The 25,758-nt window shown below is 69.3% G+C and carries 17 protein-coding genes and 2 pseudogenes; 6 read left to right on the top strand and 13 right to left on the bottom strand.

The features are described 5' to 3' along the window. Positions 1-279 precede the first annotated feature (279 nt). The 3 genes from ACIPWY_RS04300 to ACIPWY_RS04290 all read left to right on the top strand — a co-directional run bounded on the left by ACIPWY_RS04300 (position 280) and on the right by ACIPWY_RS04290 (position 3,866). A complete protein-coding gene (locus ACIPWY_RS04300) occupies positions 280-1,563 on the top strand; it encodes an acyl-CoA dehydrogenase family protein (protein WP_362905233.1) in 1,284 nt (427 codons plus the stop codon). A gap of 185 nt (positions 1,564-1,748) precedes the next feature. Next, complete coding sequence (locus ACIPWY_RS04295; protein WP_393703150.1) at positions 1,749-2,969, top strand: CaiB/BaiF CoA transferase family protein; 1,221 nt, start codon at positions 1,749-1,751, stop codon at positions 2,967-2,969. A 111-nt stretch (positions 2,970-3,080) separates the two neighbouring features. Further along, positions 3,081-3,866, top strand: coding sequence for a crotonase/enoyl-CoA hydratase family protein (locus ACIPWY_RS04290; protein WP_362905237.1), 786 nt, complete (start codon positions 3,081-3,083; stop codon positions 3,864-3,866). Between the two features lie 23 nt (positions 3,867-3,889). Here ACIPWY_RS04290 and ACIPWY_RS04285 read toward each other — a convergent pair. Together ACIPWY_RS04285 and ACIPWY_RS04280 are read right to left on the bottom strand one after the other, a co-directional pair. Further along, positions 3,890-4,036, bottom strand: a pseudogene (locus ACIPWY_RS04285) (IS5/IS1182 family transposase); the annotation flags it as partial. A gap of 98 nt (positions 4,037-4,134) precedes the next feature. Continuing rightward, positions 4,135-4,242 (bottom strand): annotated as a pseudogene (locus ACIPWY_RS04280) (NADP-dependent oxidoreductase); the annotation flags it as partial. Between the two features lie 371 nt (positions 4,243-4,613). Between ACIPWY_RS04280 and ACIPWY_RS04275 the strand changes: the two are divergent. Then, positions 4,614-5,276 carry a hypothetical protein gene (locus tag ACIPWY_RS04275; RefSeq protein WP_393703152.1) on the top strand — a complete coding sequence of 221 codons (663 nt, stop codon included), beginning with the start codon at positions 4,614-4,616 and terminating at the stop codon, positions 5,274-5,276. A 67-nt stretch (positions 5,277-5,343) separates the two neighbouring features. On the opposite strand, the gene ACIPWY_RS04270 is transcribed toward ACIPWY_RS04275, so the two are convergent. The 5 genes from ACIPWY_RS04270 to ACIPWY_RS04250 form a co-directional block, all read right to left on the bottom strand. Beyond that, positions 5,344-7,080: a hypothetical protein gene (locus tag ACIPWY_RS04270; protein ID WP_362905241.1), complete on the bottom strand. Its 1,737-nt coding sequence runs from the start codon at positions 7,078-7,080 to the stop codon at positions 5,344-5,346. Between the two features lie 742 nt (positions 7,081-7,822). Continuing rightward, positions 7,823-9,253 carry a DUF2201 family putative metallopeptidase gene (locus ACIPWY_RS04265; protein WP_393703154.1) on the bottom strand — a complete coding sequence of 477 codons (1,431 nt, stop codon included), beginning with the start codon at positions 9,251-9,253 and terminating at the stop codon, positions 7,823-7,825. Further along, positions 9,250-10,539, bottom strand: coding sequence for a MoxR family ATPase (locus tag ACIPWY_RS04260; protein WP_362905243.1), 1,290 nt, complete (start codon positions 10,537-10,539; stop codon positions 9,250-9,252). Before ACIPWY_RS04260 ends, ACIPWY_RS04265 begins: the two co-directional genes overlap by 4 nt. Positions 10,540-10,668: 129 nt before the next feature. Beyond that, positions 10,669-12,117, bottom strand: coding sequence for a hypothetical protein (locus ACIPWY_RS04255; protein WP_393703156.1), 1,449 nt, complete (start codon positions 12,115-12,117; stop codon positions 10,669-10,671). Between the two features lie 310 nt (positions 12,118-12,427). Continuing rightward, positions 12,428-12,748: a GYD domain-containing protein gene (locus ACIPWY_RS04250; RefSeq protein WP_393703158.1), complete on the bottom strand. Its 321-nt coding sequence runs from the start codon at positions 12,746-12,748 to the stop codon at positions 12,428-12,430. 345 nt (positions 12,749-13,093) lie between these two features. On the opposite strand from ACIPWY_RS04250, the gene ACIPWY_RS04245 reads away from it, so the two are divergent. Together ACIPWY_RS04245 and ACIPWY_RS04240 are read left to right on the top strand one after the other, a co-directional pair. After that, entirely contained in the window at positions 13,094-15,424 is a 2,331-nt protein-coding gene (locus tag ACIPWY_RS04245; protein ID WP_393703160.1) for a SpoIIE family protein phosphatase, read from the top strand. A 718-nt stretch (positions 15,425-16,142) separates the two neighbouring features. Next, positions 16,143-18,536, top strand: coding sequence for a SpoIIE family protein phosphatase (locus ACIPWY_RS04240; protein WP_393703162.1), 2,394 nt, complete (start codon positions 16,143-16,145; stop codon positions 18,534-18,536). 74 nt (positions 18,537-18,610) lie between these two features. Here ACIPWY_RS04240 and ACIPWY_RS04235 read toward each other — a convergent pair whose 3' ends face one another. From ACIPWY_RS04235 to ACIPWY_RS04210, 6 genes are all read right to left on the bottom strand, one after another. Further along, entirely contained in the window at positions 18,611-18,781 is a 171-nt protein-coding gene (locus tag ACIPWY_RS04235) for a hypothetical protein (protein ID WP_362905252.1), read from the bottom strand. A gap of 102 nt (positions 18,782-18,883) precedes the next feature. Next, the gene (locus ACIPWY_RS04230; protein ID WP_401532187.1) at positions 18,884-21,757 is read right to left on the bottom strand and encodes a hypothetical protein; all 2,874 of its coding nucleotides are present in this window, start codon (positions 21,755-21,757) and stop codon (positions 18,884-18,886) included. A gap of 116 nt (positions 21,758-21,873) precedes the next feature. Beyond that, positions 21,874-22,614 carry a heparin lyase I family protein gene (locus ACIPWY_RS04225; RefSeq protein ID WP_393703166.1) on the bottom strand — a complete coding sequence of 247 codons (741 nt, stop codon included), beginning with the start codon at positions 22,612-22,614 and terminating at the stop codon, positions 21,874-21,876. 63 nt (positions 22,615-22,677) lie between these two features. Beyond that, the gene (locus tag ACIPWY_RS04220) at positions 22,678-22,989 is read right to left on the bottom strand and encodes a polysaccharide lyase beta-sandwich domain-containing protein (protein ID WP_393703168.1); all 312 of its coding nucleotides are present in this window, start codon (positions 22,987-22,989) and stop codon (positions 22,678-22,680) included. A 31-nt stretch (positions 22,990-23,020) separates the two neighbouring features. Continuing rightward, positions 23,021-23,902: a glycoside hydrolase family 16 protein gene (locus ACIPWY_RS04215; RefSeq protein WP_362905260.1), complete on the bottom strand. Its 882-nt coding sequence runs from the start codon at positions 23,900-23,902 to the stop codon at positions 23,021-23,023. A 120-nt stretch (positions 23,903-24,022) separates the two neighbouring features. Then, a complete protein-coding gene (locus ACIPWY_RS04210; RefSeq protein WP_401532186.1) occupies positions 24,023-25,693 on the bottom strand; it encodes a sugar ABC transporter substrate-binding protein in 1,671 nt (556 codons plus the stop codon). Between the last annotated feature and the right edge of the window lie 65 nt (positions 25,694-25,758).

Below are 25,758 nucleotides of genomic sequence, written 5' to 3'. Positions count from 1 at the left end.
AACACCTTCAGCAACCGGTCCCGGCGGAGAGGCCGCCAACGCCGGTCAGGCGAAGGACAGTTACCTTAATTCCACGCCTCACTCCTCTACCTGAATTCCACGCCTCACTCCTCACGCCTTTCTGTGCCGGGGCGGTCACCCCGGGTTTATCGGTTCGCGGGCACGAATTCTTTCGAAAAGTTCGTACCCCGCGTCCGATGGTTTCTCCCCGGACAGCCCCTAGCGTCGTGTCAGGGGGAGGGATCGGACCCAGGCCGAACAAGAAGGAGCGTCGGACGGATGAACGCGCAACGCCAGGACACGATGATGCCCGTCGACGTGACCACCGTCGGCTCCGGAAACGGGCATCCGGTCGTCCAGCCCCCCGTGCTGGGTGGCCCCGAGAACACGGACTACTACCTGCTGAACGATCTGCTCACGGATGAGCAGCAGGCCCTCCGCCAGAAGGTGCGGGACTTCATGGACCAGGAGGTCACTCCGATCATCAACCCTTACTGGGAGCGGGCGGAATTCCCGCACGAGCTGGTCCCCAAGCTGGCGCAGCTGGGCATCGCCGGTTTCCAGATTCCCGGATACGGTGCGCCCGGGATGAGCAACGTGACGGCCGGTGTGGTGATCATGGAGCTGGCCCGCGGCGACCTGAGCATGTCCACGTTCATGGGGGTGCACTCGGCGCTGGCCATGATGTCGATCGCGCTGCTGGGATCGGAGGAGCAGAAGGAGCGCTTCCTGCCGCAGATGGCACGTCTGGAGAAGATCGGCGCCTTCGGTCTGACCGAGCCGGCCCACGGCACGGACGTGGTCAAGCTGGAATCGACCGCGCACCGGGACGGCGACTCGTACGTGCTCAACGGCCACAAGCGCTGGATCGGCAACGCGACGTTCGCCGACTACTCGATCATCTGGGCCCGCGGTGACGACGGCCACGTGGGCGGTTACGTCGTCGAGAAGGGCACCCCGGGGTTCGAGGCCGAGGCCATCACCGGAAAGATGGCACTGCGCTGTGTGCAGAACGCGCAGATCTCCCTCACCGACGTCCGCGTGCCCGCCGAGAACCGCCTGGCGAACGTCAACACCTTCCGGGACACCGAGAAGGTCCTGCTGGCCTCGCGCTTCTGCGTGGCCTGGGAGTCGATCGGCGCCGCCATCGCCGGCTACGAGACCGCGCTGGCCTACGCCAAGCAGCGCAAGCAGTTCGGTGTACCGCTGGCGGCCTTCCAGCTGATCCAGTACCGGCTGGCGCGGATGCTGGCGGACATCACTGACATGGTGTGCATGAATTACCGGCTCAGCCAGCTCATGGACGAAGGCAAGATGTCGATGCCGCGGGTCGCGCTGGCCAAGATGCACTACACGGAACGAGCCCGGGCCATCCTCGCCGACGCCCGCGACATGCTCGGTGGCAACGGGATCCTGCTCGACTACCACGTGGCCCGGCATCTGTGCGACATCGAGGCCATCGACACCTACGAGGGCACCGACACCGTGCAGGCACTGATCGTCGGCCGCGACATCACCGGATACAACGCCTTCGTGCCCATGGCCCCCAACGGCCACCACTAGCACCGGTGCGCATGGCACCCCGCGCCTTGCACTGCCGAGCCGGGCGACTGCCGGACCGGTCACATCAGTACAGCTTCGCCGCAGCGTCTCCCGCGTCCGCATCCATTGGCGGCCCGGGTGCGGGCAGCGCCGGCGGCGAGGACACCGACACCCCGCCGGACACAGGGCGGGGAGAGGACCCTGTCATGGAGAACACGCCCTTGCTGGAGGGACTGCACGTCGTCGATCTCGCCAGCTTCATAGCCGGACCGGCCGCGGCCTCGGTGCTCGGTGACTTCGGAGCCGATGTCGTCAAGGTGGAGCCACCGCACACCGGCGACAGCTACCGTGCCCTCAGCCGAATGCCCCCCAATCCCCAGGTTGAAGGGGTCAACTACCCCTGGCAACTGGACAACCGCAACAAGCGCAGCATCGAGCTCAACCTGAAATCGTCCGACGCCCGGTCGGTACTGGAACGACTGGTGCGGTGGGCGGACGTCCTGATCACCAACTTCCCGCCCCGCACCCGGGACAAGCTGGGCCTGGACTACGACGATCTCGCCTCCCTCAACCCCCGGCTGATCTACGCCGACGTCACCGGCTTCGGCGAGCAGGGCCCGGACGCACACCTGCCCGGCTTCGACGTCACGGCATTCTGGGCACGCAGCGGTCTGATGGACTTCACTCGCCAGCGCGACGCGGCCCCGGCCATCAACGCGTTCGGCTCTGGCGATCACCCCACCGGTATCACCCTGTTCGCCGGGATCATGACCGCCCTGTACCGACGCGAGAAGACCGGCCAGGGCGCACGCGTCAGCGCGTCCCTGGTCGCCGAAGGCGCCTGGGCCGCCGGGATGTGGCTGCAGGCAGCCCTGCTCGGCGGGAAACCCCCTCGCCCCGCCGACCGCTCCCACCCACCTAACGCCCTGGCCAACGTGTACCGCACCGCGGACGACCGCTGGATCCTCCTGGCCTTCGCGAACGAAGACAAGCAAGTCCCCCTCTTCCTCAAGGCCATCGGCCACCCCGAGGCCGTCGAGGACCCCCGGTTCCACGACACCGCCAGTCGCCGCGCCCACGCCGCCGACATCGTCACTCTGCTGGACAAGCGGTTCGCCACCCGTCCCCTGGCCGAATGGCGCGAGGTACTCGACGCCGCCGGCCTCACCTACGGGGTTGCCCAGACACTCGAGGAATTCGCCCAGGACCCCCAACTCCTGGCCAACCAGATCGTGGTGCCGATCGAGGACGGGAGCAGCGAGCCACACCTGACCCTCAACAGCCCCGTGCACCTGGACCAGGAACAGAAGGTTCCCCCACGGCCGGCACCCGATCTGGGTGAGCACACCGAAGAGGTCCTCACCGAACTCGGCTTCGCTGCCGCCGACATCGAGTCACTGCGTACCGGCGGAGCGATCCCGAGCTAGCAGTGGTCCGAAACCAACAGCACCCGGCACTGGACGACGAGCGCCCCGAGGAGCTCTGCGCCGTCAGCGGTAGACGATCCACGCCGGCGGGAACGACAAGGAAGCCCCACCATGACCACCGAACCCACCACCGATGCGCCCACCGTGCACACCGAGGAACGCGACGGCGTTCTCGTGATCACTATCGACCGGCCGAAGGCACGCAACGCCGTCGATGGCGCCACCGCGCGGGCGTTGGCCGATGCCTTCGACCAACTCGACGCCCGTGACGACCTGATGGTCGGTGTGCTCACCGGTGCCGGCGGCACCTTCAGCGCGGGGATGGACCTCAAGGCGTTCGCAAGGGGAGATACCCCGGTCATCCCCGGGCGAGGCTTCGCGGGCCTCACCCGAACCCAGCTCCGCACCCCGCTCATCGCTGCCGTCGAGGGCTGGGCGCTGGGCGGTGGCACCGAGATGGCACTCGCCTGCGACCTGATCGTGGCAGCCCAGGATGCCACCTTCGGCCTCACGGAGGTGACGTTCGGCCTGGTGCCCCCGGAAGGAGGAATCGTGCGCCTGCCCGAACGCATCCCCCGCAACATCGCCGTCGAGATACTCCTCACCGGCGACCCCCTGCCCGCCGAACGGGCTCATCAGCTCGGCCTCGTCAACCACCTCACCCCACCCGGCGAGACGCTCACCAAGGCCGTGGAACTGGCCCATCGCATCGCACGCAACGCCCCGCTGTCCATCGCGGCCCTCAAACGCGCGGTCAACGAGCGGACCGCGTACGGCGACCAGGATGCCTTCCGCCAGCAGGACCGGCTCGTCGCCCCGGTCCTCGCGTCCCACGACGCGCAGGAAGGAGCTCACGCCTTCGCCGAAAAGCGCCCACCGCACTGGGCAGGCCGCTGACCGCGAAAGAGGTGCCCCGCAAGTCTCCCGAAAGCCCGGCTGAGCAGCACGCGGTCCGCCAAGGGCAGGCACCACGGCCGGCTTCGACCGGGACCATTGCCGCCTCGCTCTCGAACCACCTTCAACAGCCACTCGAACTGTCGCGTCCTCAGCCCGGTGAACGTCTCCACCTACACGGGCTCACCCCCTCAACACCCCACGCATACAAGTGAAATGCCGTGATCGCGGCCTTCTGCAACACGCGCGGTGCCGGGCACGCCCCGGTCCGTCAGGCGTCCGCCCCGGTCGCCCGCACGATGATCTTGCCTTGGTTCTCGCCCCGCAACATCCCCAGGAACCCGTCCACGGTGCTGCCGAAGCCGTCGATCACGGTCTGACTGCCCCTGCGGGGCTCAAAAACACGAATTTCGTACGGCGTTGAAGCCCGTCACTCTGAGGACTCGTCAACGAGTACCAGACCGCCGGTCGACACCACTACGAACCCGCAGATCAGCGGCGAATCCCATATTTGGGCCCCACACGATGGGTGTTGACCGGGGCGGACGCAATTTTCGGCACGCGCAGGCCCCTCAACGGGCCGTGTCGGAAGCATTCTTGCGTAGCTGGGCGGCCCTGCGGGCCGCGCTCCCTCAAGTAGCCGAGAATCGCCAAAGTGGCCTGGTGAAAAGGGGAGTTGGCCTGCGTCGGGCCGAGAGAGAAACACGTGTCGGTATGCTCACCGGCATCGGAACCACACCGGAGAACTTGATGACCGATGGCACTGCTTGGATAGGCGCACACCACCACACCCCCGTATCCGCGGGTGTGCACGGAATGCTCGGCGGGATCTCGCTGACCGCTGCCAGGGGCCTGGAGCCGGACGACTTCCTCATCGCGCTGGGCGCCGACATCGATGAGCTGACCGCGCGCACCCCGTACAGGGACCTTGATGTACCGGTGGGAGGTCCCGGCCGCCCCTCGCCCGCGGTGAACCCCGTCATGTACGGGACGTGCGGTGACTGGGTGTACGTGCTGGAGGACTGGGGGGCTGCGACGTGGTCCACCGGCTACCGCAAGGTGGAGTCGATGTGGCCTCGCCCGGGTGAGGAGATCGTCTGCCTGACGCTGAACCGCTTCAGTCCGCCGTCGCAGGTCCTTCACGTCCCCGGCGACGAGCGGGCCCGGCGGGCCGCGTTCGGGGAAGACACCGGCGATGCATCCGCCCTGGACTCGGCGCTCCACGCGGCGGGTGCCGTCTTCCCCACGATCGGGAACGTCGGCGAGGCCGCGGTGGTGGAGTATTACGAGGAGCACGGGCCGCGGCTGCCCGAGGCGGTGTTCACCGCCGTCGGCAACTACTGCGGCCTGTCCATCGACGAGGCCGCCGTCAGGGCCGGCGACCTTCCCTGTGTGCTGATCCCCATGCCCTGACCATGCCGGCCGACGCCACCGGCCCCCACCCGCGCGCAGGGTGGGGGCCGGTGCTGTTGCACGGAATCTACTGTGCGGTCAGCTTGCAGATGACAGGCTGGCCACCGCCGGTCCCGTACGTGCAGGTCCCGCCGTCGTCCATGCGGGTGTCCAGCCAGTACGGGTCCTTGTCCATGATCCTGTTGTCGCGCATGAACGTCGCGAAGTGATTGCCCATGGACTCCTGGTTGTGCATGCCGGAGATCGCCGAACGCCCGCACACCTCGGTGAACGTCGGGTCGGTTCCGTTCAGGCTGAACAGGTGCACCGCACTGCCCTGCTTCTTGGCGTACGTACCGATGCATGCCGCGCCGGTCGGTGTGGTCCCGCCCGGCAGCAGCGCCGGATTCAGCCCGCCCTCGGAGCTCGACATGCCGCCGCTGTTGTACGTCGACGCGAAGGCGAACTCGTCACAGTTCAGTTCGTCGGCCGCATCCACCAGGGCCGAGGCGTCACCGTTCTCCTTCGCCCACCCCGTGGGGCAGATCCGGTTCCGGCTCCGCGAGTTCTGCGCACTGTCGCCCATGTAGTAGAGCGGTTTTTGGTCCTGCATCGAACCGGGGTGCTTCGGCGTGGACTTCTGGATCAGCCACGCGTGTGCGGCGGCCTGCGGGAACGCCTTGGCATTGAAGCTGTACGTCGGCGCGTGGTTGACGAACACACAGCCCGTGCCGGGCCCGGCGTCGGTGGTGTCGCAGCGGATCTTGTCCATGTCCTCGACGCCGCCGCTGTAGTCCAGTGACCACTGGTAGCCGGTCATGAACGGGCGGATCTTCCCGTCGGACGGGAGGATGCTCGCGTCGATCTTGATGTCCGGCTTGAACAAGTACTGCTGGCCAGCGGTCGAAGCGTCCCACGTGTAAGGCGTGGTCACCGAGGTGGAGTGCATGTCACCCGGCGTCCACCACGTCTTGTCGGTCCAGGCACCGTCATCCGGCTCGATCGGCTTGCACGAGCCCTGGCACAGGTGCTCGTTGATGGCCAGGTCGATCTCCGCGAAGTCCGTCGGGATCTGCTGCGCCGGCTCGATCGTCAGGTGCTCGGTGAAGCTGTTCTGCCCGTCGAGCTGGATCATGCGCAGGAACATGAAGTACGCGATCGCGTCGGGCACACCGTCGGTGCGGATGATGACCGGCACGGATCGCACGTCGCATTCGGTGAAGCGCGTGGCGAGGATGTCGGGGAAGTCGGTGTGGCACCACTCCACCCCTGCGGTCCCTTCGGCTCTGGCCATCGAACGGGCCACGTTCTTGGGCGCCTCGTCCTTGGAGAGCTGCTTGCCGAAGCACACCTGCCGGCCGTCGGCGTCTTTCTCGCTGCACTGCTCGCCGCCCTGGGCTCGCTGCGCAGCCAGGCTGCCGGAGGAGCCCAGCGGCCGGGTCTGGCGCCGGTCCGGCGGGGTGTTCAGCGAGCTGGGGTCCGGCGCGGTGTAGTCGGGCGTCGGCAGCGTCAGGTCGACCGGGAGCTCCACCCGGAACTTCGCCCATGGCGACCAGGCCGTCTCATACAGGGAGCCGTCGTAGGCGTTGGTGTGGAAGACGTAGTTCTGGTTCAGCGACAGTTTCCCCGCGGGGACCTCCACCGTGGCCGTCGAGCCCGACGCCACGTAAGGGGAGACGATGACGCCGTACTGGCTGTCGTTGAGCATGACCTTCGTCTTCGGGTTGCCGGCAGCGTCCGCTGTCCACACCTCGAACGTCAGGTTCACCTGGTCACCGTCGGGGTCGGTCACGGTGTTCTTGAGCTTGACCTTCTGTGAGGTCACCCGCTGGAATCCGCCCGGCGCGCTGTTACGGGAAAGCGGGTCGGCCTTCGGGCTCTTGCCCGACGCCGGGCGCGCCCCCGCCGCGGCCAGCCCCTTCGGTTCCGGCCCGTGAACCTTGGGCGGCGGGGCCGACGGATCGGCTTCTTCTGCGGGGCGTGTCGAACGTGCCGCGTCCGTCTTCACGTCCGCCGCATCCACAGCGACCGCAGGTCCGGCTCCTACGAAGACGACGAGCGCCGCGCCCGCGGCAATTCTCCGTAGCGTTCTGGATAAGCGTCTGCGTCTCAAGAGTGCAATCTCCTTGGCGGTTGGCTCTGTTGACCTGTCGCACACCGCCGGACATATTCCTTGGCCCCAAGATCACGCTGCAAGCCGACAAACCTCCAGATTCACGGCTTCAGAGATCTTCGCAAGGTGACGGTGAACACGGTTGCATTCACGGAGATCACAATCCAGCAACGAACACTTGAAGGCTGATACTCGATTTCATGCTTCAACCCGGAAGAAACCAAGAAGATTTGATTGATCAACGCATAGGCCAATACGTCTTCATCGTGAATGGGCGACGCTCTATGGCTGGACGCTCCGTCCGCGTCCTGCCAGAGCATGGGCGAGGGGTTTTACGACGGCCTCGTCATCCGTGCCGATCGAGAAACCGACAGGTCTCAAGCCCTTCCGGCCGGACGGGACGATCACCGCCGGCAATTCCTCGCCGCTGAGCGACGGACGCCTGCTGCCTTCCTCAACCGATGGTGACGACGCGCGCCCAGGACGGCGGGGTGTCCGGTACGTAGTCGGAGTCGTCCTCGTCCGTGGCGCGGGCGGGTCGCGGGAACAGGCCGACGACGGTGCGGCAGGGCGGCTGCCCGGAGGGCCACGGCGTCTGCCCGTCGGTCAGGGCGACGATCACGTCGGGGCGGGGCCGGGAACGGAGCGCCCGGGCGAAACCGGAGCGCAGATCGGTTCCGCCGCCGCCGAGCAGCTCGAGGCTCTCGGCACGGCAGAGCGGGACGGCGACGCCGGCCGCCGCGTCGCAGGAGACCACCGAGACCAGGTCGCGCCGCCCGCCGACGGCCCGCGAGATCGCCGCGACCTCGAGGAGCGCGCTGCCCAGCTCGGCGTCGCTCACCGACCCGGAGGTGTCGATGACGACGCAGACGCGGGGCGGCGTACGGCGAAGGCTCGGCAGAACCACTCCAGGGACGCTCGACGAGCGGCGGGACGGACGCCGGTAGGTGTGGTTCTCCCCCACTCCGGGCGCACTCGCCGCCGAGCGGACTGCCGCGCCCAACAACTGCCGCCACGGCTGCGGCGGTTGGAACGCCTCGTCGGCCCACCGCCGCCACCCATCCGGCGCGTGGCCGGGCCGGCCCTTGATGCCCTCCGCGACCCGGAAGCGAACCGCGTCCCGCTGCTGCCGGGTGAGTCCGTTCGCCCCGCCGGGCCCCAGCTCCCACGGCCGGTCGTGCCCGTCGGCACCACTGCCGCAGTCCAGCCAGGCCAGTTCCGCGCCGAGCCCGGACATCGAGGCCGTCCGCAGGTACTCCTCCATCAGCAGACCGTCGGGCAGTCGCAACAGCGACGGCACGACCGCCCCGAAGGGCCGGGGCAGTCCGTCACCGTAGATGTCGTCGTTGATCTCGAAGTCGGCGGCGATGTTCCGACGCAGCCTCCCCCAGCCTTCGGCCGGGGGGACCCCCATCTCGCTTCGCTCGCCCGGCCCGGACTCCTCATGCTCCCGCGCATACCGCTCGCCGCGCCCGTGGTGGTCACGGAGCAGATGGGAGACCTCGTGCACCCAGACGCCCGCCAGTTCCTCCAGCGGTGTGCGGGCCACGAATCCGGGCGACACGTAGCAGCGCCAGTGCGCGTCCACCGCCATCGTCGGCACCGCACGGTCCTCCACCACATGCAGCGCGAAGAGCGCGTCGGCCAGGTACGGGCGGACCCTCACCGCGTGCAGCCGGGCGGCGAACAACTTCTCCCGGTCCAGCGGGAGTCCGGGCCGGTCGCCGGGCCCTGCGGCGCGCTCCGGCGCTGTCGCCCGCACCGGGCGTGGGGGCGCGGGCGGGGACATGGGGCGCGGCAGCGGGCGTGGTCCCGGGCGCCGCGCGGCAGCCGTCGCCGATCGCGGGAGCGGGCGCGGTCCGGGGTGGTTCGCGGCTGCCGTCATCGACGCGTCCCCGTCACGCGACGGGCGTCGGCCGCTGCCGCGACCCGTTCCACCGACCGGTCCGCAGTCCGGGCGAGCCCGACGACCCCGGCCAGCCGTTCCACCGCCACCGGCACCTCCCAGTCGTCTCGCCGCAGCCCGGCCAGAGCCGTCGCCGGGGCGACCAGGAGGTCCGGGGCTCCGGTCTCCAGGGCCCTGACCAGCACGGCCCAGCCCGCCTCCCACCGGTGCCGCTCCGGCCGTGCCCCGACGGCGGCCACCACCGCCTCCAGCGCCGCCTGCCGCAGATCGCCCCGCTCCGGCAGCTCGGCGGCGGCCGGGTCGGCGAGCAGCGACTCCGGGTCCGGCAGGTCCATCCGGTCGAGGTGGGCGAGGAGTTCGAGCCCCGGCCCGTCCCCCACCGCGCCCCGCACGAGCAGCGCGAGGACGTCCCGGGAGACTGAGGCCGCCGTACCGAAGGCGAGCAGGGTCAGCGCGGCCTCCCAGCTCCGGGGCGACGGCCACGCACCGCCGCGCCGGGTCTCGGAGGTCGGCAGCCGGTGGATCAGTGTCGGCCGGGCCTTCAGGAATCCGCAGACCGCGTGCCGGGCGAACGTCACCGCCTCTGCCAGCCGTTCAGGAGCGAGCCGGGGCAGCTCCGCCCGGGGCCAGACGCCGCCGAGGCCGCGTACCACGACGTCCCGGTCGTGCACCCAGTTCAGGTGCACGAAGCGGTTGGCGAGCGGCGGGCTCAGCTCCCACCCGTCCGCTGCCGAGGCACGCGGGTTGGCGGCGGCCACGATCCTTACGTCCGGCGGGAGCTGGAGCGCTCCGACCCGCCGTTCCAGGACTACGCGCAGCAGTGCGGCCTGGACGGCCGGGGTGGCGGTGGAGAGTTCGTCCAGGAAGAGCAGCCCCCGGCCGGCGCGTACGAGTTCGACGGCCCACTGCGGCGGCGCCATCGGCACGCCCTGCACGGCCGGGTCGTCGCCGACGATGGGCAGCCCGGAGAAGTCGGACGGCTCGTGGACGCTGGCGATCACCGTCGTGAGCGGCAGGTCGAGCGAGGCGGCGAGTTGCGTCAGGGCGGCGGTCTTGCCGATGCCCGGCTCGCCCCAGAGCAGCACGGGCAGGTCGGCGGCGACGGCCAGGGTGAGCGCTTCGAGCTGTTCGTCGGGGCGCGGCTCGGTGGTGGTTGACCGCAGGAGGGAGAGGAGATGGGCGGCGAGGGCCAGGTCCGTATCGGTCTTGGTGGTCGCGGTGGCGGGGGCGAGGGCAAGGACGGGCAGGACGGTGCTGGAAGTCATGGGGCATCACCTGGAGTGGGAGAGGGGAACGGGGCGTGCCGTTCCTGAGGGCGTATGGGCATGCGGCGCGCAACGCACCGTGCGTGAAGGGGACTTCGGCGAGTCAGCCGATTGGTGAGTGAGGGCGGATCAGATCTGACCGGTGCGAGGCCGGCCCCGGCTGCCGCGCTTGCGGCGCACTGCAAGGGATGTGCCGCGGCCGAGCCGGGGTCGGTGGCCCGCTTCCGTGTGCCGCGCGCCCGAAGGGTGCCCGCCCCGTGGTTCGCCGGGGCCGGCGGGTACGTCGGCGAGCCCCGCGCGGAAGAGCCCGTGATCGATACGGCGGATCGCGGCCGACTCCAGTTCCTCCCTGAGCGGCCCGTCGCGCAGCATCGCACCGGGACCGAGCAGCCTCTCGACCACGGCGAGCGCACCGGTGACGTCGCCGTGGCGGAGCCGTTCCCGTACGGCGGGAAGCGCCTCAGGGTTGCGGTGCACCGCGTCGATCGCCCGTAGGCAGGGCAGCGCCGTACCCCCGAGCGCCACCAGCAGGTCCTCTCGGCGGAGTTGGTCCGGGTCGTGATCGACCGCGCTCAGCACCCCGTCGCGCAGCGCGATGCGATGGACCTCGCCCCGGCACTCCACCCGGTGCGGGTCGCCGGGCTCGGATGCGCGGCCGGCCACGGACTTCGGGCCGTCTCCCCGCACCGCCGGGGCCACGAGCGGATGCAGCCGCCCGACCGTGATCAGCCCGGCCCGTAGCAGTTCCAGATCCGGAAGAATCCGTGCCGCCGCCTCGGGCAGCACGGGCAGCACCGCGACTTCCTGTGGGGGCAGTGTCTCCCGCAGCGGCCGGAACGTCGGCACGTGGCTGTCGTCGGGGGCGACGAGTTCGAGGACGGCACGACTGCGCGCTCCGAGCCGTACGGTGAAGGCCCCACGAGAGCGCCCCTCGGCCCGCAACAGCAACTCCGCCTCGGCAGCCCAGCCGGCCACTGCCCAGGGCGAGTCGTGAAGGGCGGGCCGGCCGGGGGGCGCCACGGACGGCGCACCTCCGCGCCGCGCCAGTTCGCCGCTCCGTCCCGAATCCCAGAGATGCCGGTGCAGATCGAGCCGGAAACGCCGGTCGGGATGCGGATGCGGATGGAGGTACGGACGGTTCGCGGAACGGTCGTTCGCCGACCCCTCCCACACGTCCAGCGACATCCGCTGTCCGGCGTCCGCGTGGGCGGGCGGTGTCCGCACCACGAGGTGCGGCGGTGTTCCGCCGCACCTCCCGTAACGGGCCAAGGAGATGGTGAGGCCGGGCCTCAGGCGCCCGTCGGGAGCGATCCTGGGCATGTGCCAGCGGAGCAGATCGGGCGCGAGCCTGCGCAGATCTGCACGGATACGGGTGGCGATATCGGTGCCGTGGCGGTCGCGCACGGCGCGCAGATCGAGGTCTACGTCGATCCGGGCGGCGGCACAGGCTCCCGCCCAGTCACCGGCTGCACGGCGCGCGGTCGCGGTCTCGATCATGGACGGTGGCACGGCGTACTCACGTACGCGCTGCCACATCAACAGGTGGGCCGGAATCTCCTGCGTGAAGTGATGTGCCATCAGCACTCACCTTGCGCGGACGATTCCTCCGATCCCAATGAGAAGAAGGTGTTCATCGCGGGCATCGTAACCACACCGAAGACCGTCTGTCAGTCCCTTTCGAACCGCCCGTCCGCGGTCCGGCCGTCTACATACGTACCGACCGCGACACACAGGGCGAGGCCCGCGAAGCTGTCGGCGCCATCGATCGCACCCTCACCAGCGCCGAGAAGCTCAGAGATCGTCCGCGTCGGTCGCGCGCTGCCTGGTCGGTCACGGACGGCGGTAGGCGGCACGACCGGTTCCCGGTACCGGGCCAAGGGTCCCGGGCTCACATGCCGGGGGATCGGAAGGTGACTTGCCGACGGGCGGCCTCGTCGATCTCGTCGAGGGTGAGGAGAGGGGTGGCCCGGGTGTGGAGGGCTCCGCTGGCCTTGACGGTGAGGCTGACGGCGGCCATGGAGACCGGGTCGGGGAAGTCGACGATAAGCACGATGTCGTCCTCCCCGAAGGCGAAGTACATGGCCTCGACCCGCCCGCCGAGATTGGTGACGACATGGTCGACGGCGGCGCGACGGCCACTCGCGCCTTCCTTGAGCAGACCCTTGGTGCCCTCGGGCGTGTAGGTGGCCTGGATGAGGAACTTCGGCATAGGGATGCTTCCTGCCCATCGTTTGTCCGGTGGGGAATGGCCTTCCCGCTGTCACATCGGCCGCTACGCGCGGAACGACTGGGTTCACTCGTTCGAACCTGAACCTCTCCGCTGACCGCGGCATCATGAAGTGCAGTGGTCGCCCGCCCGCGCCGTACGGAACGTCTCCGGCTGCTGAGACGCTGGCAGGCCGGGCCCATCAGACGTCTGTGCCGCATGCCGCCTCGCCGATGTGCGGTACCCCGCGCCGCGAGGCACCCTGGAAGTGGCCTGACCGTACGCAGGCTCCCGGCCTGCCGGGCTGATGCCCGTCGTCGGGAAGCGACGCATGGAGGCGAGCAGTCCATGGCACCGGACGCGCTGCTCAAGATCGACGCAGCGGGTGTCGTGGTGGCGTGGAGCCAGGAGGCCAAGTCCCTTTTCGACCACGAAGCGTCCGAGGCACTCGGCCGTCCCGTCCTGGAGCTGCTGGCCGGACCATGGGTTCGGGCCGTCACGGACCAGGACAGTCGTTCCAGCGGCCCAGGGGCGGTCCCAGACGGACTGGTGATGCGGCCCGTGACGCTGAGCGACGGTGGTTCGGGCTGGGTCCTCAGCCTGCTCCGGTCGCAGGAGTGCGGGGATGCGAGCGAGCACGCTCTCCTGAAGGCGCTGTTCACGCAATCGCCTATCGGCATGCAGGTGCTGGATCCCGAGCTGCGAGTCATGCGAATGAACACGGCAGCGTCAGGCATGACTGGTTTCGACCTCACGGTCACGCTCGGCCGCCCACTCAGTGACGTGTTCCGGCTGTCCGACCCCGAAGAGACCGTGGCGATGGCGCGCCACGTGCTTGCCACCGGCGAACCTGCACTGGACAGGCTCGTGCAGGTCCGCCCGCCCAACGACCCGGACCACGAGCATGTGTACTCCGTCTCCGTGTTCCGGCTCCAGGATGCTGACGGCCACGTCCTGGGCCTCTCCGCGGCAGAGGTGGACGTCACGGTGCGCGAGCGTGCCGTCACGCGGACACGGGTCCTCAACGATGTACGGCAACTCGTGGGAACCTCGCTGGCGCTGGACACCACCTGCACCGAACTCGTCGACGTGCTCGTACCTGCCTTCGCCGACGTAGCGATGGTGGACCTGCTGGACCCGGTCGTCCGGGGCGACGAGCCCCCGTCTGCACCGGTGGAACCCGACGTGCCTCTACGACGGATGTCCCTCGCGTCGGCGGACGGTCAACGGAACCCGGTGGGGGCGGGCGCCGGTACGGCCCCATTCCGCTTTCCGGCAGCATGGCTCCAGTCCCTGACCGACCTGCAGCCCCACCTGATCACGTACCACCCGGACGACGGCCCCGCCAACGATCCGCGTGGCTGGAGGGCCACGCCCACTCCGACCTCGCATTCCGCCATCGTCGCCCCGCTCACCCTCCGGGGCGGCGTCTACGGAACGCTGAGCCTCTACCGTTCCCCTGACCGCGACGAGTTCGTGGACGAGGACCTCGACCTCGCACTGGAGGTCGCCTCCCGTACCGCACTGCATATCGACAACGCACGCCGCTACACCCGAGAACACACCGTCGCCCTGACCCTGCAGCGCCGTCTCCTTCCCCAGCACCCAGAGCCGCTGGCAGCGGTGGAGAGCGCCCATTTCCACCAGGCTGCCCATGCCGGCGGCAGCTGGTTCGACCTCTTCCCGCTCTCCGGCGCGCGCATCGCCCTCACCGTCGGCCGCGTCTCCGGTACCGGCATCCAAGCTGCCATAGCGATGGGCCAGTTGCGCACCGCCATCCACACTCTGGCCGCGCTCGACCTGGAACCCGACGAACTTCTCGCCCGCCTCGACGACACGGTGGTCCGACTCGCCGACGAACGCACCGACCTGCCGCCCCGCGACCCCCTGCGGAGTCAGGAACTGACCGCCGACTGCCTCTACGCGGCCTACGACCCGCTGAGCAAGAGCTGCGTCATCGCCCTCGCCGGTGGCCCACGACCCGTCATCGCACACCCCGACGGAACAACCGAGACAGCCGACATTCCCATCGCTCCCCCACTGGGTGCCGGCGAGAAAGCACCGTTTGTCATCACCCGTCTCGACCTCCCTGAGGGGAGCATCATGGCGCTGTGCACCGACGCGTTTCTGTCCATGGGCGAGGCCGGGAGGAAGGCCGGCGAGGACCGTCTGCGGCAGGTCCTCGCCGACAGCGGACGGCCGCTGGACGACCTGCTCGACGAAGCGGTACGCACCGTCCCGGCTTCCTCTCCCGGCACCGACGCCGTATTGCTCCTCGCGCGGACGCACACACTCGATCCCGGCCACGTCGCCACCTGGGACCTGCCGGTCGACCCCGCGGCCGTCGCCACCGTCCGAGCCCGCACACGGCGACAACTGGCCGAATGGAACCTCGACGAGCTCTCACTCACCACGGAACTGATCGTCAGTGAACTGGCCACCAACGCCGTCCGTTACGGCACCCCGCCCATCACCCTCCGCCTGATCAAGGGCCGTACGCTCACCGTCGAAGTCAGCGACTCCAGCCCCGTCTCACCGCATCTGCGCCATGCGCAGGCCAGTGACGAAGGCGGCCGCGGCCTGTTCATCTGCGCAGAACTCGCACAGAGCTGGGGCGTCCGCTTCAGCGACGGCAGCAAGACCATCTGGACCGAACAAGAACTCCCCCAGCCGGCATAGAAGTCGGCGTCGGCCGGTCAGGCCGTCTCGCCCGCAGTTCTGGCCGCCTCCCGCCGCAGAGCGACCCCGGGATCAACTGGGAGAGTGCGGCGAGCCGGATCGGGACAGCCAACACAGCCAACTGGTAGCGGACTCGGGCGATCTGACGGGGCAGCACCGCGTTCTCGTGCCGTGGCGCCAGCACTCCGCAACTCTGACCGTGTGGCTGCGCAGCTCGGCAGCGGGCGCCGTGATCAGATTCCGGACCAGCGCGGCGACGACCGACCACGGCATCTGCAGATCGTTGCAGGGAAGTCGACGCCGCGTCGCCGGCATCAGCCAACGTGCAGGCCACAGCCGCGAATCGTATTTCGCGCGGGACACGCGGTGTGGACCGGCGGCCGGAGCAGTGCCGAAGGGAGCCTGAAGCGTCCTGACATACATCGGCCACCGGCCTGCGGACGTCTTGTCGCCGGGCACGACCGCGGCACACCACATCCGCGACCGCGGTACGCCACATCTCCGTGCGCCCTCTGCACACACGGGAGGCGAGCCACTTCACCGTGCGTTCCGGGCGGAGTGCGGCACGCACGGTCACGCCTGCGGTTGCCGGGGTGCGGGAAGCGATGCCGTGCTGGGGTCGAACGGAATGCCCCGTCAGGGATGCCGAGTCGGAGCGCCCGGGTCAGACTGGGATGTACGACCGCACTGGCCCCTGTGTGAGAACGGTCGGGTGATCATGAACGAGTGGGCAGACAGCGGCCGCCGCTCGGGCGGCTCCGTGGACGGCGGGCCGCGCACGGCCTCTTTCGGGGTCGATGACGAGGGCATCGTGATCGAGTGGAGTCCGGCCGCCGAGGACCTGCTGGGCTATCCCGCGCAGCAGGTCCTCGGCCGGGCGGTCACGGATCTGGCCACGGTCGAGGCGCCGGACGAGATGACCGCCGATGTCGTGCTGCGGCACCGGGACGGGCACCTCGTCGGCTGCCGCGTGCGGGTGAGCGCCGAACCCGAGGCGGGGGCGGTGCCGCACTGGAAAGTCGATGTGTCCTCGAGCAGGGTCGGCGATGTGCCGCCCGGCGGGGAAGGGTCGGCCGCCGTTGACCGGGCGCTTCTGGACGCGCTGTTCACCCGCTCCCCCATCGGTCTGTTCGTCCTCAACCCCGATCTGCGGCTGACCCGGTACAACGCCGCTGCGGAGGGCATGCAGGGCACTCGGGTGACCGAGGGACTCGGGCTGCGACCCACCGAGGCATGGCCGGACTTCAGCGCGGAGGTCGCCGAACGAGTGATGACCGAGGTCCTGGAGACCGGGCAGCCGGTCCTCGCCTTCGAAAAGCGCGGCCGTCCCCCCGGCGATCCCGACCGCGAACACGTGTACTCGGCGTCCGCATTCCGTCTGGACGATCCCGACGGCCGCGTCCTCGGAATCGCCGACCTCGTCGTCGACGTGACCGAGCAGCATCGTGCCCAGGAACGCCTCGCCCTCATCGCCGACGCCGGTTCCCGGATCGGCACCGGCCTCGATGTGCTGCGCACCGCGGCCGAACTGGCCGACATGGTGGTGCCACGGCTGGCCGACAGCGTGGCCGTGGACCTCCTCGAACCGGTCCTGGCCGGGGAAGAGGTCCCGGACAGGACAGCTGAGGCCGACTGGGACCTGCGGCGGGCTGCCTCCCGGTCGATCCGCCGCGACATCCAGCCCGGTGTGTACACGGTCGGCGAGATGAGCAGCTTCCCTGACGCCGCGCCCGCCGTCCAGGTGCTCGCCGACCGCAGGCCGCTTCTCGTGCGCACGGTCGGTGCGGACAGCAGGTGGGTGCAGGGCGACGCGGTCCGTGGCCGGCGCATGCAGGAAGAGGGGGTCCATTCGCTGATCGCGGTCCCCCTGCTGGCCCGCGACTGTGTACTGGGCCTGGTCACCCTCTACCGGTGGACCGCCCGCGGCGCCTTCGAGAACGACGACCTCACCTTGGCGTCGGACCTTGTCGCCCGTACCGCCGTCGCTCTGGACAATGCCTGCCGCTATCTACGCGAGCACAACACCGTACTCACGCTGCAGCGCGGACTGGTGCCCGAGAACCTTGAGGTGCCCCAGGCGGTTCAGGCGGCGCACCATTGGGTCCAGTCCGGCGCGGGCGGCGACTGGACCGACGTCATCGCCCTGCCCGGAGCCCGGGTGGCCCTGGTCGCGGGCAGGGCACCGGGCCGCGGCGTGCGCACCGCCGCCACCATGGGACGACTGCGCACCGCCGTCCACACCATGGCTGCCCTCGGTCTCGCGCCTGACGAGCTGATGGCACGTCTCGACGACCTGGTCCGCCAGATGGACGCCGAGACCGCCAAGCCGCCGGCCGGGAGCCCCGTCGGCGCCACCTGCCTCTACCTGGTCTACGACCCGGTCACCTGTGAGTGCACTGTGGCCGCAGCCGGACCGCCGGGGCTGGCCACGGTGGTTCCGGACGGCACCGTGACCTTCGCCGACATCCCGGCCGGGCCGCCGCTCGGTCGGCCCGGTCCGTCCTTCGCCAAGACCACCATGCAATTGCCCGATGAATGCCGGCTGGTCCTGTTCACACCAGGGCTGTTGCAGGCCTTCACCGACGCGGACGGGTACGACGACCTGGTGCGCCTGCTGTCCACGTCCCACGAGTCCCCGCAGGACCTCTGCCTGCGGCTCACCGAGGAGCTGATCCCGGCCGACCCTCCGGACGACGCGGCGGTCCTCGTGGCAAACACCCAGCCCCTCGATCCCTCACGCGTCGCCACCTGGGTGCTCCCCTCCGACCTGGAAGCCGTCGCCACCGCCCGCTCACTCACGGCCCGCCAGCTCAGCACCTGGGCCATGGACGCCGAGGCGTTCTCCACCGAGCTCATCGTCAGCGAGCTGGTCACCAACGCCATCCGGTACGCACAGCCGCCCGTACAGTTACGGCTGATCCGCGACCGTACGCTGAGCGTCGAAGTCTCCGACGGCAGCAGCGCCGCCCCGCATCTGCGGCACGCCCGCACGACCGACGAGGGTGGCCGCGGTCTGCTGCTGGTGTCGCAGTTCGCCCAGCGGTGGGGAACGCGCTACGAAGACCGCGGCAAGACTATCTGGGCCGAGGAACCCCTCACGGAAGTGGCATAAAGGGGCCGACCGAGGGCGCCGAACTCGCCCGACCACGCCGGACGAGGCCGGTGACCCCGGCCCGGGCGCGCCCATCAGTTGCTGGAGCCGCCGTTCATGAGGATCTCCTTGCTGGAGGGCCTGGCGGTCTCGCCGCCGAGTTCGCCCTTCACGTCGGGGTAGTGCGCGGTGAAGATGTCGTACTGGGCGCCGGTCGAGTAGGTCTCGGCGTGGCTGCCGACGGGTTCCGCCGCGCGCGGGACCATCCGATGAGTCTTCGTGAACCAAGGGTGCTGCCCTCCTCTTCTCAGACCTCTTCTCGGACGGGAGCCGTCGGCTGTCTACGCCGACGGCTCCCCCGCGCTTCGTCAGCCCTTCCGCGGGTCGTAGCCCTTGAGATCGCCGAGGTCGTACGTGGTGTCGCCGACCGTCAGCTCGTCGCCCGACGTGGTGGCGGTCTGCGGAGTGCCCTTGCCGACCGTCAAGACGATCTTGAAGTCTGCGTCGGTGCCGTTCCGGGTCACCTTGAACGCGCCCTTTTCCGTGGACAGTTGGGCTCCGTCCGGGTTCAGGACCCAGCCCTTGAGATAGCTGTCGCCCTTCTTGAAGAGGAAGGTCTTGGCACCGGACTCGGTCTCCCCGAAGGTGATCTCCGTACCCGCCTCAGGGGCCAGCTGCCAGGTGTACGCGTGGGAGGCGCTGTCCGCGAATGCGTCGTGGACGGCGATCACGGCGTCCGCCCCGCCCACCGGCCGCAGGTCCACGGCGAGGTCCCGCCGGGCCTTGGTCACCTCGTAGTTGAGGTGACCGTCGAGGGACACGTAACCGCCGCCCTGGCCGGCGTAGGCCCGGGACTCCAACGTCTCGCCCTTGCCCGCTGTGGAGTCCGTGCTGCGCTTCTCGGGGAAGCCGTCGATCAGCGGCTTGGAGAACAACTCCCGCTTGGCGTAGTCCTTGGCGGGCTGCCGGGCCCAGGTCACGTCCTGGCCGACCAGCGACAGAGCGAAGGTGTCGAAACCACCCCACCCGATGTGGGTGTCGTTGCGGTTCTGCGCGCCGACCAGCACATCGTCCTTGTCCTGGTAGCGGCTGCGGAAGAGGTACGAGCCGGCGTGGTCGTCGAGGAGCGCCGCGCGCACCGCGGCCGGTCCCTCGTCGGGGTCCTGCGGGGCCACGCCGTACGGGTAGTTGAGCAGTCCGTAGGCGCCTCCCCCACCGCCGACGGTCTTCTGGTACTGCCACAGCCACGCCGCCCGCTGCTCCTCGGGAACCTGGGTGAAGATCAGGCCGGGAATGGGCACCCCGCCATTGGGGGTGGAGACGCCCCATTGCAGCCGGGCGTTGTCGGGCTGCGCGGAGGCACTGTGCAGCACCAGGTTGGCGAAGGCGGGCCGCCGCCACTTCGCCTTGAGCGCGCCGATTCCGGCGTCGACGGAGCCGACGACAGCGGGTGCTCCGACACCGAGGCCGTAGCTGAAGTAGTCCATGCCCTCCTGGTCCCAGCCGGCGTCGGAGTACGCCGTGTCCAGGTGCCGTCCCAACGCGTCGACGAGCTGCGGGATGCGGTACTCCTGGAGGTCGAACGGGCCGTCACCGCGTACCGCAAGCCGCAGCGACAGCTCGGCGCCGCGCACTACCGCGGTCCAGTTGCTCTGCTTGGTCGGCAGGTCGAAGTTCGGGTGGTACGCGACCTCGAGATATGCCGCCACACGCTGCAGTACCTTCTGGGCCTCGGCGCGCTGTTGCGGTGTCCAGGCCGGGTAGGCCCAGTCGTAGGCGGTGGCCAGGGGCCCCGCGGCGTTGGCGGTCTCCAGGGCCGCGGCCCCGGCGTACCCGGTGCCGTTGATGAACGGCATGGTCCGGCCGGCCTCGATGAGCGCGTCAAAGGCGGTCTGCGCGTAGGCCGGGTCCTTGCCGACCTGGTAGAGCAGCGCGGCGTCCATGGCCCAGGACGCCTGTGACGGACCCGGCCCGTAGTTGTAGGCCGGGAGGCCCTTGCCGACCCGGTTGACGATGCTGTTGTACGTCGACTTGGGGGTGCCGTCCTGTTGGATCGCAGCGCGGATCGCGGCGAGTTTGTCGTCGGTGACCCCCATCCGAGGGTGCTGCAGGCTCGCCAGGCTCGCGGTGGCCAGGACCTTGCCGCCCTGCCCGACGACTGCGAAACCGGTGGCGCCGCGGCGCTCCCCGCCCCGCAGCGTGACGCCGCCGATGGTTCCGTGGCCGCCGTACGTACTGACCTTGCGGGCCTTGTGCAGCTTGCCGTCGGCGACCTCGGCGCCACCCGCATACAGCGTCACCGGGCCCTTGGTGCCCGCCCTGAGCCGCCACGCGAGGCGAGCCCTCTCGCCGTCCTCGGTCGCCGTCAGCACATTCGTCTGCTGCTCGTCCAGGAACACCGACGGGGTGGTGACGGTCTCCGGCTCGGTGACGCCCAGCTTCGAGCCGTCCGCGGCGAGCGCGACGACCTTGTACGTGTACCGGGTACCGGGCCTGGCGGATCCGTCCTCGGCGGTCCACGCGTCGGGAACCTCGCGGATCAGGGTCTTCTCGCTCGGGGTGAATCCCGGGCTGGTCGAGCGGTGTACCTGGTACGTGGCCGGAGTGCCGTCGACCGCGGCGAAGTGCCAGGTGAGCTGGACGGCGCCGGTCGGCTGGGCGCTGGCGCCCACCTCGTTGCCCTCGATGCGCTCGGCCCTGACGTTGTCGATGAGCATGCGACCGGTGGTCTGCTCGAGGGCGAGAAGGAGGTTGACGGCCTTGGCGCCGGGCCGGGCGAGGACGACGGCGTTGGCCTTGCGCCAGCCCGTGTTGCCGGTGATCCGGCCGATGACGGCGTCCTGGCCGACGTTTCGGGCCCACAGGTCGCCGCCGTAGCCGGACAGGCCAACTGCCCGCTCGTCGAACGTGATCCTGTACGCCTGGAACGTGGAGTTGTCGGCGATGGGAATGTCCTGGCCGACCGCCGCCTTGTCTCCCGGGTCGCCGAGGTCGAGGGCGAGGGCCCGGCTGCCGTCGGGGCCCGCGCCGTCCACGATGGTGGCGTGGCCGCTGGCCCGGTTCTCGCTCTGCGGCCAGCCGACGATGCTGCCGTCGGCGGCGACCTGCTCGAAGTCGCCGTTGGCGACCAGGGATTCCGCGGCATGGGCGGCCGGCACCGGAATGGACACCGCGAGCGCACCGGCCAGGGCCGTACCGGCTATGGCGGCACGGGTCAGGCGCGGCGGGACGGATCTGGACACGGATGCTCCTCCAGGAGGAAAAGGGAACGGGGAACCTGGCGCGGCAGACCTGCGCGTGTCAGGGGGAAGGAGCGGGCCCGCCTCCGACGACGGGCCCGCGTACGGGGAGCGGAGGGCTACACGTCCCCGCTGGTGGTGCCCATCTTCAGGCCGTTGATCCAGTTGACCTGGTCGGTATCGGCGACATTGGAGTCGTACACGCCCCACCGGGGCTTGTTGCCCAGGTCGTCCCAGGTCCGGACGTTCTGCTGATCGACGATCAGATTGCCGTCCAGATAGACCTGGAACGAGCCGGTGGTGCCCGACTGGGCGTTGATCCCGAGTTTGATCTTGTGCCAGGTCTCCGGCGCCCACGCACCGCTGCCGACCCCGATCCACTGCTCGCCCGGAGCGACGTACCAGACGCGGAGCTGGTTCTCCAGGACCATCATGATCACGGGGTAGTTCTGCTGATGCTGCTCGCCGGTGCCGTTCGACTTCCACTGGAACACGGTCCCGGTGTTGCCGGTACTGGTCATCGAATCCCAGCCCCACCAGTACGCCTTGCCGCTGGTGAATGCATACTCCGAGCCGCCGACCTTGACGCTGTGCGCCTCGCAGCGCGTGCCGCCCGCCTTGTTGACGAGGCCGAGGATGTCTCCATGGCCGTCGCCCCAGTCGGTGGTGTAGGTGTAGTTCGGGGCGTCGCAGAGGATCCCTGCGAACACGCCGGTCCCGTGGGAGGCGTCGCCGTCCCAGATGACCGAGGCGTGGGCGGGCGTCGCCGTGACCAGCATCATGGCGGCGGCACCCGCGGCGAGCGGGTACAAGCGCCCGCGCACAGCACGGGGGATGAATCGGAGCATGCGGCTCTGCATGGGGATCTCCTTGAGAGAGGTGGGGGATTCTCGTCGCCGGCAGGACGGGCAGTGGGGTGCCGCCTACCGCACCGTGATCTCGTGAGTGGAGCCTGTCTTCGCACTGGTGTCGATGCGCAGTCTCAGCGAGGAGCCGGCGGACACGACGGTCACCGAGGGGTCCTTGGAGACCACGGAGGAAGCCGGGTGATTCCAGATGACATCGAGACTTGTCGAGGACCTGGTCGGGTTGGAGACACACAGCGTGGCGACGGCTGCCTTCTCCTGGACCATGACGCTGGCAGGGCCGGAGGAAGTCAGCTTGCCCACGGTCCCTGCACTGTAGAAGTTGACCGCGGTGTAGCCGCCGCGTCGGGACCAGGACGGTGGCGCCATGGGGACCTCCGAAGGGCTGGGCTGGATGGGGCTACTGCCAGACGCGGATGTAGTCGACGTACATGTTGGAGCGGTAGTCCAGCGGCGCGTCGTAGATGCTGCCGTCCGCCCACTCGGCGGCCTCGTGCGAGATCACCGGGAACATGGGGACCTGGCTGATGAGGTTCGGGTCGTTGATGGTGCGCACGACGGTGCCGTCGTAGCGGTAGATGATCTGCGTCGGCTTCCACTCCACGGTGTACGTGTGATAGCCGCTGTGCAGTCCCGGCGCGCTGATGTTCGCCGATGACGCCTTGTGGTCGGCGCCGTAGCCGTCGTAGTGGATGGTGTTGCCGTAGGCGTCGGCCTTCTGCGTGCTCTCGATGACGTCGTACTCTCCGCCGTCGCGGGCCGTGCCGTCCACGCCGCTGGTGCCACCGGATGCCATCAGCCACAGAGCACCGAAGTGGTCGTCAGTGGGCGGCAGTTGGGCACGCCATTCCACCGTGCCGTACGTGAAGTCGAACTTGCCGCGACCCTCTATCTCGCCGGTGGCGTACGCGGTGGAGCTCAGCTGGGACAGCGAGATCCACAGGTTGCCGCCGTTGATCGAGTCGGGGTTCGGGTTGACCTTGACGTTCGACGGTTTCCACCATGCGTCGTAGTAGTCGCCGCTGCGGCGCAGGGCATCGACGGAGCTCCACTTGGTGGTGTCGAGCGAGGTGCCCATGAACTCGTCGCTGAAGACGAGCGTGCTGTGCGAGCTGCCGCCGTTGGGGCGGACGCCGGCCGGCGTGTTGGGGTCGACGGAGCCGGTGGCCGCGGACGCGTGCGGGGCCGGGGCCGAAAGCAGCGTGGCGGTCAGCAGCCCGGCGACGGCGAGCGCCGAACGGACACGGAGGGCGTGGGGGGAGGTGGATCCTGCGGTGTTCACTCAGACTCCCTTGTGTGAGTGACGGAGACAGCTGAGGTTGTGGGCCAGCGTTGTGGACCGGCAGGTCCCTCCGCGGCGGGGAGGCCAGGGGGGTGGAGAGACCTGCCGGACCGTGGGGGGTCAGGCCTTGGCCGCGGCGTACTCCTCGGCGAACTCGTCCGCGGCCTTGTCGCCTCCCTTGGCCTTCCAGTCCTTGACCATGGAGTCCCAGGAGGAGAGGGGCTTGCGGCCCATGACGATCGCCTTGATGGCGTCCTCCTTGAGCAGCAGCAGTTCGTTGTACTTGGCAAGCCAGGTCTTGGACAGGAGCCCGACCGACGGGTCTGCGATACCGATCTCCGCGACCTCGGTCTGGAAGGCGTGGCGGCGCTTGACCGCATCGGCACCCCCGGTGACACCGGCGGGCATGAAGAGCACCTGTTGGCCGGTCGCGATGAAGGCGATCCCCAGGGTGTCCTTGCTGTCTCCGTCGAGGGCGAGCTTGGTCTGCACCGGGCTGCCGTCGTCGCCGCGGGTGAAGTGGGTTCCTTCGACGCCGTAGTTGACGAGTTCCCACTCCTTGGTGCCGAACGGCGCGGCCAGGAAGTCCATCACCCGCAGAAGCATCTGGATGCGGGCCTTGGGGGCCTTCTTCAGCACCGTGAAGTAGTCGGCACCCGGGCTGAACCAGTGTCCCGGCTGCGCCCCGTTCGACGGCTTGAACGGGCGGACCGCGTCAAGCGTGAACCCGTCCTTCACGGCGGTCTCGAAGCCGGTGAACGAGACGTTGGACTGCGACACGGTCGCGGTGATGCCGGTCTGGAAGTCGGTGCTCAGCGTGGCGTCGTGAGACATCGGGTCCGGCCGGAACACGCCCGCCTTCTGCCACTTGGCGAGTTGCTCGATGGACGCCTTGAACTCGTCCGACTCCACGGCGCCGGTGAACTGGCCGTCCTTCACGGACCACCAGTTGGGTGTCCCGAAGGCGGGTGCCACGGTGTTGTAGCCGAAGGCGCCCGTGCCGGCCGCGCCCATGGCCCACTTGTTCCGGCCGGAGATCTGCTGCAGCCCCTTGGTGAAGTCGTCGACTGCGATCCCGCCGGTCTCGGGCACCCAGATTCCGGCCTTCTTCAGCCGCTCCACATTGGCGTAGAGGGAGTGGCCGATACGCGAGCGCTCGACCGGGAAGCGGTAGAGCTTGCCGTCGATGTGCCCGGCGGCCTTCCACGCATATCCGGGGATGGCGGCCAGGTTCGGGTAGTCCTTGACCGCGTCCCCCGACAGGAATTCGGTCAGGTCCTGGCACTTGGCGGCGATCAGCTCGGTCGGGTTCGGCAGGTTCTGCGCCACCGCGATGATGTCCGGCAGTTCACCGCCGGCGACGAGCGTCGCGAACTTCTGCTGACTCTCCATGGCCGGCACCACGACGAGGTCGAGGTCGACACCGAGCTGCTTGTTCAGCGCCTGCCACAGCTTGTGCTTGGCCTTCTCCTTCGGGGGCGCTCCCCAAGTGATCGTCCACACGGTCACCTTGGAGCCGTCACCGGGCTTCTCGGCGACGGACTGCTTCAGCTCCTTCGGGTACGCGACGTATCCGGGCTGCACTCCCTTGTCGCTGGGGGCGAGGTCCGGCTTGGGCGCGTCCGGGTGCGGGATGTAGGCCGGCCAGGGCGCCAGCTTCTTGCCCTCGTTGGTGAGAGGGTCACCGCCGGCCGAGGTGGAGCACGCGGACAGCGATACGCCGGTGGCGGCGAGCGCCGTGCCGATGCCTATCGTCTGCAGCACAGATCTGCGGGAGATGCCAGATGACATGACGAACCGATCCTTCATGAGGAACCCCGGGCAGGGGTGAAGTGGGACGAAATGCTGGGAGGAGA

Origin of the sequence: Streptomyces sp. NPDC090032, assembly GCF_044748025.1 — a bacterium.
GTDB lineage: Bacteria > Actinomycetota > Actinomycetes > Streptomycetales > Streptomycetaceae > Streptomyces.
This window is presented reverse-complemented; position numbering and strand designations above follow the sequence as displayed.

Coding starts and splice junctions, on each gene's coding strand:
- ACIPWY_RS04300 (WP_362905233.1), top strand. CDS start 280: ATGAACGCGCAACGCCAGGACACGATGATGCCCGTCGACGTGACCACC.
- ACIPWY_RS04295 (WP_393703150.1), top strand. CDS start 1,749: ATGGAGAACACGCCCTTGCTGGAGGGACTGCACGTCGTCGATCTCGCC.
- ACIPWY_RS04290 (WP_362905237.1), top strand. CDS start 3,081: ATGACCACCGAACCCACCACCGATGCGCCCACCGTGCACACCGAGGAA.
- ACIPWY_RS04275 (WP_393703152.1), top strand. CDS start 4,614: ATGACCGATGGCACTGCTTGGATAGGCGCACACCACCACACCCCCGTA.
- ACIPWY_RS04265 (WP_393703154.1), bottom strand. CDS start 9,253: ATGACGGCAGCCGCGAACCACCCCGGACCGCGCCCGCTCCCGCGATCG.
- ACIPWY_RS04260 (WP_362905243.1), bottom strand. CDS start 10,539: ATGACTTCCAGCACCGTCCTGCCCGTCCTTGCCCTCGCCCCCGCCACC.
- ACIPWY_RS04255 (WP_393703156.1), bottom strand. CDS start 12,117: ATGGCACATCACTTCACGCAGGAGATTCCGGCCCACCTGTTGATGTGG.
- ACIPWY_RS04250 (WP_393703158.1), bottom strand. CDS start 12,748: ATGCCGAAGTTCCTCATCCAGGCCACCTACACGCCCGAGGGCACCAAG.
- ACIPWY_RS04245 (WP_393703160.1), top strand. CDS start 13,094: ATGGCACCGGACGCGCTGCTCAAGATCGACGCAGCGGGTGTCGTGGTG.
- ACIPWY_RS04240 (WP_393703162.1), top strand. CDS start 16,143: ATGAACGAGTGGGCAGACAGCGGCCGCCGCTCGGGCGGCTCCGTGGAC.
- ACIPWY_RS04235 (WP_362905252.1), bottom strand. CDS start 18,781: ATGGTCCCGCGCGCGGCGGAACCCGTCGGCAGCCACGCCGAGACCTAC.
- ACIPWY_RS04225 (WP_393703166.1), bottom strand. CDS start 22,614: ATGCAGAGCCGCATGCTCCGATTCATCCCCCGTGCTGTGCGCGGGCGC.
- ACIPWY_RS04220 (WP_393703168.1), bottom strand. CDS start 22,989: ATGGCGCCACCGTCCTGGTCCCGACGCGGCGGCTACACCGCGGTCAAC.
- ACIPWY_RS04210 (WP_401532186.1), bottom strand. CDS start 25,693: ATGTCATCTGGCATCTCCCGCAGATCTGTGCTGCAGACGATAGGCATC.